The 11,913-nt window shown below is 45.1% G+C and carries 12 protein-coding genes; all 12 read right to left on the reverse strand.

The window, feature by feature from the left end; genetic code table 11:
* Positions 1–38 precede the first annotated feature (38 nt).
* A complete protein-coding gene (locus tag ACFQ21_RS06245; RefSeq protein WP_377576364.1) occupies positions 39–3,875 on the reverse strand; it encodes a 1-acyl-sn-glycerol-3-phosphate acyltransferase in 3,837 nt (1,278 codons plus the stop codon).
* A gap of 31 nt (positions 3,876–3,906) precedes the next feature.
* Positions 3,907–4,236, reverse strand: coding sequence for a DUF2062 domain-containing protein (locus ACFQ21_RS06250; RefSeq protein WP_377576367.1), 330 nt, complete (start codon positions 4,234–4,236; stop codon positions 3,907–3,909).
* Between the two features lie 80 nt (positions 4,237–4,316).
* Positions 4,317–5,069 (reverse strand): glycosyltransferase family 2 protein, encoded by a 753-nt coding sequence (locus ACFQ21_RS06255; protein ID WP_377576369.1) that lies wholly within the window; start codon positions 5,067–5,069, stop codon positions 4,317–4,319.
* Entirely contained in the window at positions 5,066–5,431 is a 366-nt protein-coding gene (locus tag ACFQ21_RS06260; RefSeq protein WP_377576371.1) for a 3-hydroxyacyl-ACP dehydratase, read from the reverse strand. The genes ACFQ21_RS06255 and ACFQ21_RS06260 overlap by 4 nt, the downstream gene beginning before the upstream one ends.
* Position 5,432: 1 nt before the next feature.
* Positions 5,433–6,053 (reverse strand): hypothetical protein, encoded by a 621-nt coding sequence (locus tag ACFQ21_RS06265; protein WP_377576373.1) that lies wholly within the window; start codon positions 6,051–6,053, stop codon positions 5,433–5,435.
* Positions 6,034–6,702, reverse strand: coding sequence for a LolA family protein (locus ACFQ21_RS06270; protein ID WP_377576375.1), 669 nt, complete (start codon positions 6,700–6,702; stop codon positions 6,034–6,036). Before ACFQ21_RS06270 ends, ACFQ21_RS06265 begins: the two co-directional genes overlap by 20 nt.
* Positions 6,695–7,465, reverse strand: coding sequence for a polysaccharide deacetylase family protein (locus ACFQ21_RS06275; protein WP_377576378.1), 771 nt, complete (start codon positions 7,463–7,465; stop codon positions 6,695–6,697). Before ACFQ21_RS06275 ends, ACFQ21_RS06270 begins: the two co-directional genes overlap by 8 nt.
* Complete coding sequence (locus ACFQ21_RS06280; RefSeq protein WP_377576381.1) at positions 7,447–8,517, reverse strand: beta-ketoacyl synthase N-terminal-like domain-containing protein; 1,071 nt, start codon at positions 8,515–8,517, stop codon at positions 7,447–7,449. Before ACFQ21_RS06280 ends, ACFQ21_RS06275 begins: the two co-directional genes overlap by 19 nt.
* A gap of 30 nt (positions 8,518–8,547) precedes the next feature.
* Positions 8,548–9,738, reverse strand: coding sequence for a beta-ketoacyl-[acyl-carrier-protein] synthase family protein (locus ACFQ21_RS06285; protein ID WP_377576383.1), 1,191 nt, complete (start codon positions 9,736–9,738; stop codon positions 8,548–8,550).
* A 5-nt stretch (positions 9,739–9,743) separates the two neighbouring features.
* Positions 9,744–10,001: a phosphopantetheine-binding protein gene (locus ACFQ21_RS06290; protein WP_377576385.1), complete on the reverse strand. Its 258-nt coding sequence runs from the start codon at positions 9,999–10,001 to the stop codon at positions 9,744–9,746.
* A gap of 5 nt (positions 10,002–10,006) precedes the next feature.
* Positions 10,007–10,606 (reverse strand): hypothetical protein, encoded by a 600-nt coding sequence (locus tag ACFQ21_RS06295; RefSeq protein ID WP_377576388.1) that lies wholly within the window; start codon positions 10,604–10,606, stop codon positions 10,007–10,009.
* Between the two features lie 8 nt (positions 10,607–10,614).
* Positions 10,615–11,862 (reverse strand): NAD(P)/FAD-dependent oxidoreductase, encoded by a 1,248-nt coding sequence (locus ACFQ21_RS06300; protein WP_377576391.1) that lies wholly within the window; start codon positions 11,860–11,862, stop codon positions 10,615–10,617.
* Positions 11,863–11,913: the final 51 nt, after the last annotated feature.

Genomic DNA, 11,913 nt, shown 5'->3' on the forward strand with positions numbered 1-11,913 from the left:
ATTACAAATACTGACTTTTATTCTGCGCTGAATATTTTCTACGCGTTTTTCCGAATCACAAAAATAACATTGGAAGTATACTTTGTATCATCCACCTCTTCCACTTTCATACCGTATTCCCCTGCTAAATGCCTTATTTTCTTACCTGAAATGAAATTCAGTTCGTTTTGAGATTTATTGAACCCGAGCACCTTGATGGAAAAAAACTCGGTAAGCCTGGTTCCCTTGTGTCGCTCCTGCAGATCGGCATTTCCATCGCGCAGAATAAGCATGCCTCCGGCATTGAGCGCACGGAAACATGTTACCAATAAAGCATCCTGCGCTTCTACGGTCAGGTAATGCAGCACATCGCTGATGATAATAACATCATACCCTTCCACCGGGAACGTAGTGGCATCACCGTGAAAAAACTGCAGGCGCTCTGATTTCAGATAACCGTTGTTGGCAGTGGCTATTTTTTGCTCATCGTAATCAACACCGGTAATGGTGCGTTCTTCCGAAAGGAATTGAAGCATATAGCTCAGAAATCCGTAACCACAACCAAGGTCGAGTATAGATGCTTTTTTCGGAACCAGTTTTTCGAAAGGTGCATAGTTCTTCTCCAGTCGGAGTTTTACACGCATATACCATTCGAGTACCGGCCCTTTGTAGATATAGTTTGTGATAAGCCTCTTGGCGAAATAGTCGTTTGTCTCAATTTCCTGGGCGAGTGTTTTATACTCTGCTTTAAAATACCGGCTTATCTCTTTAGTGCGCTGCGCATACTTGTCGCCATAGCGTGTATCATTCGGTTCTATAGGAGGCAGAAACTTCAGCGTGAGCTGTCCTTCGTTCAGTATAAAACTTCCTTTCGGTATAGCATCCGCTGCGCCATGTATCAACAACGGACGAACTGGTATATTAAACGTTTCTGCCAGGTAAAATGCTCCTTTGTGAAAGCGCTTGATCTTTCCATCGGGCGAACGTGATCCTTCGGGAAACACTACGATAGAGTAACCTTCTTCTACACGATGTCTCAATCGTTCAACACTGTCTTCGGCACCCTCGCTTACCGGGTAGTAGTCCGCGAGTCGAACGACACCGCCAAACACGGGCGAGTCCCACACCCATTGATTGGTAAGCAGAATCAATTTAGGATGCAGCATTACGGTTAAAAGTATATCCAGGAAAGAAGCATGATTGGCAATGATCACGCTTGGGCGTGAGAACGTCTCAGGTGTTATGCCTATAATTCGTTTTTTCACATTCGGCTCTACATAGATCACAAACCAGGCACACGCTCGCAGCATGGAATGGTATATAATCTTGATGCGTTGCTTGCCTACCGGGATAAGTTTAAGAACAAACCCTACGATGGTAAGCAGTATGGCACCGCCTACAAAAAATGTATAGGTAACCAATGTTCTGAAGAAGCTGAACAATGTAACCGGTGTAAATCCTTTGCTCGTTCTGTTAGTGATGAGCATACGGAACAGGAACGGCATAATGGTTTGTGCCATAATGAACACGCATACTATACCAATGATCGAAATTGCTGCGATGGATCGCAAAGCTGGATGCTTGGCAAAAATAAGTACACCGAGACCGCAGATCGTAGTGATGGCAGAAAGAAATATGGATGTGCGTATTGTACCCAGCACCTTCTTACCGGTTTGATATTCTTGTTGTAAACCATCCATGGTAAAGATGGAGTAGTCATCGCCCAAACCAAAGATGAAAGTGGAGATCATCACGTTGATGATGTTGAACTCTATACCAACCAGTGCCATAATACCCAGTATCCAGATCCACGTGATCAGCATGGGCACAAATGTGATCAACGTAAGCTCTATGCGCCCGTATGAAATGAGCAGCGCCATAAACACCAGTATAGAAGTAAAGGTTACAATGAAATTGAAATCGCTGTGTATATACTCCACAAACAGGTTCGTCATCATCTGGCGATCAACACCGTGCGCAGGTGTCTTTTCCAATTGCTGATATACTACAGGCTTATTCTCAGGCTTTACGTTGGCTAATGTAATAACTGTAGCCAGACCATCTTTTTCGATAATGAAATCGTCAAAGAAAGCGGTGCGCAGCGGATTGGCTTCACCCGAAGGTAAGGGCAGAAATTTACGCGTGATCAGTGTATCAAAGTTTGATAACACACGCGGAGAAAAGTGCAGTTTCTCTCCTTCTCCGCGTACAACTTTCTGAACGTCTTCTCTGCGCTTTGCATCCCAAAAAGAATTCCAGCGTTCGATGCGAACCTGCTGCAACGAATCCGAGATCATGAACGATGATACGGATGATACTTTTGTTACAAGACCAGTAGCTTTCAGCTTGTCCAAGACCGGCATAGCCTGCTCGTTGCTTCGCAGTGCTTTCTCAAGTGTGCTTCCGTCTGATACGATGTATACTGCAGTGAGCGATGACTTGCTGATGGTCTCTAAACGGGTTTGCGCCTGTTGCGTTTTTTCGTTCATGAAGTTAAGCTTACTCATGTCCGAATTGAACTTTACACTGCCTGCGAAGTAGAAGAACACGGGTGTCAGGATCAGTATACCATATACCAGGTATTTATTCGACTCGAATGACAATGCTGTGAGGCGTTCAAGTTTGCTATCGGTTTTCTGGTTTACAAACAAATCTTCACGCACCAAGTGTGGTAAGAAGATTAATGAGCACAATGCAGCTCCGACTAAACTCAATCCGGCAAATAAACCTATATCTCCCAATACAGTAGCATTGGTGAACTGAAGACACAGAAACGCCAATACGGTAGTTGTACTTCCTATCGTAAGCGGCTTTGCTAATTCCTGAATAACATGTTTGGCAGAATGCTCATGTTTCAGAATCGTGAGATAATGCAATGAGTAATTTACTGCTATACCCAGCACGATCGCTCCTACCGCCAGCGCGAGAATAGACAATGTTCCCTGTAGAAATGCTATACAACCCAATGAGAAGAACGCCCCGAAAATTACCGGCACCATCATCAGTAACGGCACGCGCTTCTTGCGGAAGAAACCCAGAATTACCACCATCAGCAAAACCATCATGATGCTGAGTGTAATGATAGTGTCGCTGCGCAGTTGCTTGGCATTGCCTACCGCCACGACCGAAGCCCCAAAATATGAAGCCATCAGTTCTTCATGTCCTGCAGTTGTCTCTGTCACTATCGTATTCAGCGCATCAACAAATTCAGAATTATGCTTGGTCTCTGCCGGAGGATACGCAGGTTGCAAAAAGAAAAGTATATGGCGATGATCTTTGGTGATGATATAGTTATCGTACAATTCAAAGTTCTCATCGTATTGAAGCTGTTGCAATTTCTTCAGCGCCAGGAATGAAAAGCCGAGCGGGTCCTGAACAATGATGCGTTTGGTTACTATACCGGAAGGCGAAATCAGCTGCTGATAGTTACGCTGTAAAACTTCGCGGGCAACTTCGGGTCGGGTAATTGAATCGAGTACTATATAGTCTTTCTCGTCCAGGTATATCGGCAATGATTGCTGCACGGAGCTGAAGACTTCCATAACCTTTTCGTCATTTACCTGTGCCGTAATTTTCTTTACATACGGCTGCAGATCGCGTTCCATGCGCGCTACCAGCGAGTCGGCCAATACTACCAGACTATCAGGCTGTGGTTGCGAGGTACTGTCTTTCATAGAGACCATCACCACCACGCGCTCTACAAATTTGGAGTTGCGGAATATATAGTTCAGCTTTTCAACACGTGCATCGTCCGGGAAGAATTTGGTGATATCTTCTTCTAGTTCGATACGCGATGCACTCCAGCCGATCAGCGCCAGCGTAAATACAAAGAAAATCCAGAAGACCTTTTTACGCTCTTTGAAAAAATTATAGATGGCTAAAAATATCTGCTCCATATCGCTATACCTTCTTCCGGTATATATTCGTTTATCGTTTCCTGAAAATCTTCAGGAGTATAAATGTTACCAGTCCAAAACCCAGCCCGGCCAGAATGGAAAGAGTTGTACCTCCCACCACATATTGTATAAAATTATTATGCACCACCTCCAGCGTAATACCATCGGTAAAGGAGATCATTTTAGCCTGGTCGCCCATCCAGATTGCCCCGGTGCGGTGACTCAGAAAAAGGATCAGCGGAATCATGGGTGGTATACTGATGTTGGCTGCAATAATGACCAGCGCTTTGTTAAGTCGAAATACGATAGACAACGCAATGGCTATGGCAAGCTGAAATCCCCACAGTGGCACAATGCCCATAAATATACCGAAGCCCACCGAACTTGCCTTTACAGCATCAGACTCTTCCGGATTGAAGATCTGCTCGCGAATTATCTGTCTTAAATTTTTTTTTTAATGCTCCGGAAAAAATCACGGGGTTTATAGTATAGCAATGCCATCGTAACCAGCACGGTATTCAAAATACTAATGCGTGTAAAATCCTTGAACGGCCTGAAATGCGAAATACGTTTACCCTTCTCGGCATAGAACACGCGCACGGGTACTTCAGTAATTTCTATACCACTCCAGACTGCACGTACCATTACTTCGATTTCAAATTCAAATTTCTTCGTCATGAATCTGAAATTCTGCAACAGTTTAACCGGATATAGTCTGTAGCCACTTTGAGTATCGCCCATCTGCACACCGGTTTCTACCTTGAACCAGAAGTTCGAGAACTTATGTCCAAAGCTGCTCTTCCCCGGTACACTTGCCTGATCCATATTGCGCGCACCCATAATGATCGCCTTCGGATGCTGCCTGAGCTTCTCTAAAAATTTAGGCAGGTCTTCCGCAAAATGTTGTCCGTCTGAATCTATGGTAATCGCATAATCATATCCATACTCAACGGCTTTCTTAAAACCCAGGCGAAGCGCGTGGCCCTTACCCTGGTTGTTAGCATACTGTACTGTTCGTATGGATGGATATTTAGCAAGTATATCTGCCGTGTTATCCGTAGAGCCATCATTTACTACAATGATGTGCGTAGTGAAACGCATTACATCCTGCAGTACATTTTCTAATGTCTGGTTATTGTTATAGGTGGGTATAAGAACACAAACCTTATGCTGTTCAAATGCTTCGTTCATCATACGGTCTGGAGTGTTCCCTTGAATTTAAAAAATGTAACCGCACCTGCAAAGAGTGTAGCATTTACTATATAGCTGTCGCCTTCTTCCTTGCTGGTTAGTGTTACCTCTACTTCGCGGTTTTGTCGCGGATCGATAATGGAAAGGAATTTAAGATTATCACCTTCCACAATCTTCAACTTCTTGTTGATCGCCAACTCGGTAAGCTCGCGTACGATCTGCATCATACAAACTCCTGGCACTACAGGCTGCCCCGGGAAATGACCTTTCAGGATTTTATGCTCAGCATCAATGGCAATAACAGCGCTGCCTCCTGCCGGAGTGAATTCTTTTTTTACGATGCTATAGAAATTATCCAGTAACATTTCAGCGTTCAATTTTTTTCAAACCAATCACCATGTTGAAAGTATAGTGCTTTACTTTTACAGAGTCCGGAGTTGTCAGATTATCGCCCCACATTTCAACCGTTACTTTCTTTTTGCGTTTCGATCCGAGCTCTATTCTTCGCAAAGAAGCACAATCTGCACCGGTAATGAAATAGGCCGTTTCCTTTTTTTGAGGTACACCAAAGTAGCGCTCATCATTCATTTGCCACGACTCATAAACTCCCTTGCGGAACGGAATACCCAACATCAACTCAAAGTCTTTCTGCAGTAATTGTATAACCGCTTTTCGATCCAGTTGTTTGATCACCTGCTTTACCTGGAAAGATCCGTCAGCACGAAATTCAAAATCCAGAAACGTAACACCGGCTTCATTGGTAAACACAACTCGTTTCGAAGAGTCGGGCATTTGTTTCACCAGCAGTAATCCGCTGATATGTTTACCGATAACATCAATATGTGTAGTATACCACGCTGTTTTTATACCCACCGGTTTAATCTTTTCAGTACAAACTGAATCGGGAGCCACAGCCTTGCGCGCTTTATAGTCTGACGCACACGCTGCCACCAGCAACAACAGTATACTATAATGCAAAAACTTCATCGGCTACCTGTGCATTCAGCACTTTGTTGGAAAACGTTATGGTGGTTTTATCACCTGATGGTTCGTTCATATCGATCGACTTCACCGAGTAATCTTTCTTCTCTACATTCAACACGATCGTCTGAAAAAACTCTTTCAGTGTTTTGGACACCGGTGTCATTTCCAGCAGATACGTTTTATCATTTTCAAAAACACGTGTTGTAAAATCTTTACTGTCCAGTATAGTTCCCTGCACACAATCGATCATGATCTTGTTTACCTGCTGAAACAGCTTGTTTGATTTTACATTGATGCGGCTTTCTTTCTGATCATCTTTCACCAGCATCTTGTCTCCATTCATTACCATGCGGTAGGTAAAGGGTTTAGTATAGTCTATACGAACGCGGTTGCTGCGCTTGAACCAGAACTTACCAGACGATGTAATCGTTTCGGTAAGCGCCAGTAATTCTTTCTGCTGCACAAAGTCGCTGGTGATGGATTGAACCTTGGCAGACTGTGTAGCGAACTGCTTTTTGAATGCCGCCAGATCGTTGACTGATTTATAGCCCGCATATTGTGCAGACACCTGCAACGCCACCGTGAGACCAGCGATCAACAGCAGGGTATATTTCGCCACAATGCCTTTATTCTGTATGAAATTTCTAAACATAAGCCTTCTCGTTTAACAACTCATCTACTCTTACAACTTTTAAACCAAGTTTGGAAACGTGATTCAGAAAGTCATCGAGGATATCGTGAGTGCTTTCGCTGTAATCGTGAAATAAAACAATATCGCCACCTTTCAGCGATCGGGTAACGCGGTTGAAGAGTTTTGCCCGATCTTTTATAACCGTATCGAACGAGCGCACACTCCAGCCGATAACCGTATAATCGCCACTGCGAATACCTTTAGCCACCATCGGGTTGGTAACGCCATAGGGTGGTCTGAAAAATTTCGGTTTAACGCCAACGGCTTTTACAATGGCTTTGTCCGTATCGGCCAACTCCCGGGCTATACTACCGCCAGACTGCAAATCAAATGTGGCTTTGTGCCAGTAGGTGTGATTGCCGATCAGATGTCCTTCATCGTGTAAGCGTTTCGCAAGCTCAGGCTCGCGCGCTATACGGTGACCTATGCAAAAGAATGATGCCTTTACTTTATGCTTATCCAATATAGCCAGTATCTTTTCGGTCATGCCGGCAATCGGTCCGTCATCAAATGTAATGGCTATAGCCTGCTGTGGTTTACCCTGGCATTTTGCCGGGATAAAGAATTGCATGGATAAATAGATGGAACCGAATGTATGAAGAGCGATGAGCGGTGCTATAAGTGCAACATACCACCAGGCAGATATACTATAGTTGGCATCCAACACGAGCAGGACGATCAATAAAACCAGGAAGACAATATTGACTATCCAGAAGCGCGACATGACTTCAGCAGAATGAATGAGTGGTGTGTACCAAAATACTGGTTAAAGATCAGCACGTTCTTCGGCTTGCGACCTGTGTCATGCAGCATGACAATGGAAGGAATAGTCTGCTCCTGTATCATTTTCGCGGCAAGCCAAAATGCAAAAGAAGACGCCACCGGATGTTCTCCACTCAGGTGTTTGAATACACCGGTAGAACTTTCAGGGAACATCTTTACTGTATAGTCCAGTAATGTTTTATCTATACCGGCATCACCGCTGGTGCCCAGTAAAACAAAATCTATATCGCTGACCTTGAGATTTGCATCGCGAAGCAAATTGTCTAAACCCTGCTTCAGGGTTTGTTCATCCGCTTTGTAAAACGTGGCTACGGCTTCAACACCAACCGCGCTGTCGCTTGTGTTTTCTCCTGACAGCACAAAGTATGTTGCGCCTTCTCCATTCACGGCACCTTTACCCGTAGTGAACAGGTTCAGGTTCGACTCCGGTTGCTGACGAAATATACCGAAGCGTTTCTGGATGGTATGACTGAGGTCTGTGATCTCATCAACACCGCCTACCAATACTTTCAGTGCCGGTTCATCTTTCAACATCATCAATGCATCAAGCAATGAATTCTCGAATGAGAACGCACCTTGTGTATAGGTCTGGTTATACCCCTGGCACTGCAACATCAGCGCAATGAGCGAACCAATGGTATTGTGCGTGGATTGTATAAACGGTGTCGGATTGAGAGCTTCTTCGTTGTTCTCCACCATCTTGGTGAGAAATATACCAGTGTCTTCAAGACAACCATATCCGGTTCCGGTAATGATAGCATCCGGCACCGCAATGTTAGCTTCTTTCAACGCCATCGATCCGGCTGCCACACCCATCTTCAATACGCGGCTCATTCTGCGTAACTGGCGCGGATCAAACCACTGGGTGTAGTCGGGCTCAACACAAGCAAGGCGCTCCGAGTTATGTTCGGTCACTTCCGATAACAACGGTGCATCGCCCCACGTTTTCTGTGGCGATATAGTACCCATGCCTGTAATGAAAATATTAGCCATTCGATATATAGGTATATAGTATACGCAGCGCTACTTCGAGAAAATGATGGATGAACAGTTCCCGCCAAAGCCAAAGGAATTGCTCATAACATGATTAACCGCTGTCTGCTCAAATTTCTGTTGTGGTATAATATCAACTTCGGGCATCATGGTTTCGAAGCGCAGGTTGGGAAACACGCACTGATGCATGATCGCTAATACGGAGAACACCGCTTCTATACCTCCGCTTGCTCCCAGGGTATGCCCGGTAAATGCTTTGGTAGAACTCATGCGCGGAAGCTGATCGCCAAAGAATCGTTTTACAGCTGTACCTTCCGAAACATCGTTGTTCAATGTACCGGTGCCATGCAGGTTAATATAGTCTATATCTGTTACTGAAAGCCCGCTCATGGCCAATGCTTTTTGCATGGCAGCATACGAGCCTCTTCCTTCCGGAGATGATGCTGTCTGGTGGTAAGCATCATTGGTGTTACCGTAGCCGGCTACTGTTGCGAGCGATTTTTTTTTCTCTTGCTCAAGAACACGATCGGAAACAATGACCACGAACCCGGCACCTTCGCCCAGGTTGAGACCTTTGCGTGTAGCATCGAATGGTCTGCAAGGTTCTTTGTCCAGGATCATGAGACTGTTGAAACCGTTGAGGGTAAATTTAGAAAGTGCATCCGTTCCACCGGCTACCACTACATCCAATATACCGTGGTTGATGAGTCGCGACCCCAATGCTATAGCATTTACCGATGAAGAGCATGCGGTGTTGATCGTAGAAATGAAATGATGTATACCCAGATCATCAGCAACAATCTCGGTTGATCTTCCGCACTCGTGATTTACCACATCGTGCAGTTTTCCCTTGCTGTGATCCTGGTGAAATGCCGGAAAGAAATTCTCCGTTCGATCCATACCGCCTACGGTAGTGGCAGAGATCAAACCGGTTCGCCACTTTTTAAGATCGATGCCAGCATGTGCTACTGCTTCGCGCGCAGCCTGCAAAGCCAGCAATGCTGTACGACTGGTATACTCTCGCAACCCTAACTTCTTTGCGAGTGCTTCGTTCGTGGCCTTTACTTCACCTACAGGCAGTACGCCACGGTGCACCGAATCGAACAACGTAATATCACCTATACCGGAAGTATGTTGCCGAAAAGAATGCATGCACTCCTCCACACCATTTCCAATGGAGGTTATTACACCAAGACCAGCAACATGTATCGTGCCTTTCAAAATAATCAGGCAGTTTGATTCGCACGGATATACTCCGCGATGGATTTTACTGAGCGAAAGATCGAAGGTCCATCCTGTGGATTATCGATCTTTACCTTATAGTTCTGTTGCAACAGAACGATGAGCTCCAGCGCATCAATAGAATCCAGGCCTAATCCGTCACCAAACAAAGGCTGATCATCGCCTATATTTTCTGGCTTCAGGTGTTTCAAATTCAAAGCTTCAATGATCTGTTTTTTCAGATCTGCCATCAACTGTTCCATAGTTACTACCGGTATAATTTTGTTAATTCTTCTGCTGTGTGGGGCAACGCTATTCCCCGTTTTTCTTTCTCTATCAAATATAAGAAAACATCGTGGTGACTGTCCATTACATCGATCCAGCCCGCTATACAGGCCTGTACCGATGGCTGTTGCATCACCTGGTTTACATACGCTTCGAGCAGTCCGGCATCAAAGGAAGGCGATACAAAGAACGTATTCTCACCTTTAATTTTATGCCTGATGCAAATCTCGCCTGATACGATGTTGGGCAGTGTATATACAAACAACGCAGGACTTGAAGATGTTTTGGCAGCTTCATGATACCGCACATCGGTATCGAGACTTGCGTGTGCATTGGACAGCACCAGCGACACCGCTTCGGGAGCGTATTGCTTTATCGATGCATCGCGAAGCAGCACTTCTGTTGCCAGAAAGCCGAGCTTTGCGAGCCGATCCATTTTATAAAATTTAGGATACTCCGGTGACAGGTAATCGTAAGCGCCTGTCAGAAAATCATCCAGGGATACGGACGTATTTTCAAATGCCAACGTGCCCTGGTGATAAATAGCCTGCTTACGAATTTTACTGGTGGCCGAAATAAACATATGTATACTTAGTTACGAGCCATGCGCTCGTTTACATCGATCAGTTTTACCAGGCGCTTGAGCGAGTTGCTGTGATCGCTTACATACGGGTTGGTCTGATCCCACACATACCCTGCGAGTACAGAGCATATCTGACTCTTGATAAGCGGATCCGGATTTTTAGAGAAGAATACTTTCTCCAGTGTTCCGTCATACCAGGCCATTACATACGTGCGGAATACATCTACACCTTGCTGTACTACTTTTGTATAGTCTTTGTCCCAATCGACAGATTCGCCTTTCAGTTTGCGCACCACCTGCTTACTTGCCAGATGGCTTGACACCGTAGCAAACATTACGCCTGATGAGAAGATCGGATCGAGGAACTCGGTAACGTTACCCGTTAACACAAATCCTTTTCCGTAGAACTTATCCGTTGTGGCAGACCATGCTTCGAGTTTGCGTGGTTCGTCCCATACCCATTTCACATCACCAAAACGCTTCTTCAGATATGGATGTCCTTCGATGCACGCTTTGTATTGCGCAGAAAGATCGCCCGGTATATTGTTGAAGTAATCGAAGCCCCCTACAAAACCAAGAGACGTTACGCCATTCGAGAATGGTATAATCCAGGTCCAGAAACCGGGAGCATACATAATCGCGATGATACGGTTCGGCTCATCAAAGTTATCGCGGTGCACATCGTGTACGTGTGCGAATACCGCTTTGCGCGGATCCAGGTTGGATGGTTTATCCAGGTTGAACAACCGCGGTATAACACGACCGTATCCGCTGGCATCGATGATGAAACGTGCCGCTATTTCTTCAGTTGATCCATCGAGACGTTGCACGGTGGTAACTGAACTTTCGTCTTCAAAGAATTCGATCGCTGTAACCGTTGTCTCAAAATCAACCTGTACGCCTTTGCGCTGTACTTCTGTAGCAAGGGTAAGATCGAACTCGGCACGTTGCACCTGCCATGTCCAATTCCATCCTTTTGAAAACTGATCGCTGAAATTGAAGTCTGATACATTTTCTTCCTTCAGAAATTTAGCACCAAACTTTTGCTGGAAGTTCTTCGCTTTTACTGCTTCCAGTAAACCTGCATCATCCAATACTTCCATACAACGCGGCAATAAACTTTCGCCAATAACAAAGCGTGGGAACTTTTCACGTTCAACAACCCGCACAGTGAATCCGGCTTTGTGAATGATAGAAGCTGCGATGCTACCAGCAGGGCCCGCTCCGATTACCAAAACGTCAATTTTCTCTTTCATTGCTACAGTTCTAGTGGGACTTTCTATTCTCTATGTATCTGATTCTTTTCG

Source organism: Ohtaekwangia kribbensis (genome assembly GCF_042676245.1).
In the GTDB taxonomy this organism is placed as follows: Bacteria; Bacteroidota; Bacteroidia; order Cytophagales; family Cyclobacteriaceae; genus Ohtaekwangia; species Ohtaekwangia kribbensis.

Bases quoted from the DNA above. Each gene is read 5' to 3' on its own strand.
- ACFQ21_RS06245 (WP_377576364.1), bottom strand. From the start codon at position 3,875: ATGGAGCAGATATTTTTAGCCATCTATAATTTTTTCAAAGAGCGTAAA.
- ACFQ21_RS06250 (WP_377576367.1), bottom strand. From the start codon at position 4,236: ATGGGCATTGTGCCACTGTGGGGATTTCAGCTTGCCATAGCCATTGCG.
- ACFQ21_RS06255 (WP_377576369.1), bottom strand. From the start codon at position 5,069: ATGATGAACGAAGCATTTGAACAGCATAAGGTTTGTGTTCTTATACCC.
- ACFQ21_RS06260 (WP_377576371.1), bottom strand. From the start codon at position 5,431: ATGTTACTGGATAATTTCTATAGCATCGTAAAAAAAGAATTCACTCCG.
- ACFQ21_RS06265 (WP_377576373.1), bottom strand. From the start codon at position 6,053: ATGAAGTTTTTGCATTATAGTATACTGTTGTTGCTGGTGGCAGCGTGT.
- ACFQ21_RS06270 (WP_377576375.1), bottom strand. From the start codon at position 6,702: ATGTTTAGAAATTTCATACAGAATAAAGGCATTGTGGCGAAATATACC.
- ACFQ21_RS06275 (WP_377576378.1), bottom strand. From the start codon at position 7,465: ATGTCGCGCTTCTGGATAGTCAATATTGTCTTCCTGGTTTTATTGATC.
- ACFQ21_RS06280 (WP_377576381.1), bottom strand. From the start codon at position 8,517: ATGGCTAATATTTTCATTACAGGCATGGGTACTATATCGCCACAGAAA.
- ACFQ21_RS06290 (WP_377576385.1), bottom strand. From the start codon at position 10,001: ATGGAACAGTTGATGGCAGATCTGAAAAAACAGATCATTGAAGCTTTG.
- ACFQ21_RS06295 (WP_377576388.1), bottom strand. From the start codon at position 10,606: ATGTTTATTTCGGCCACCAGTAAAATTCGTAAGCAGGCTATTTATCAC.
- ACFQ21_RS06300 (WP_377576391.1), bottom strand. From the start codon at position 11,862: ATGAAAGAGAAAATTGACGTTTTGGTAATCGGAGCGGGCCCTGCTGGT.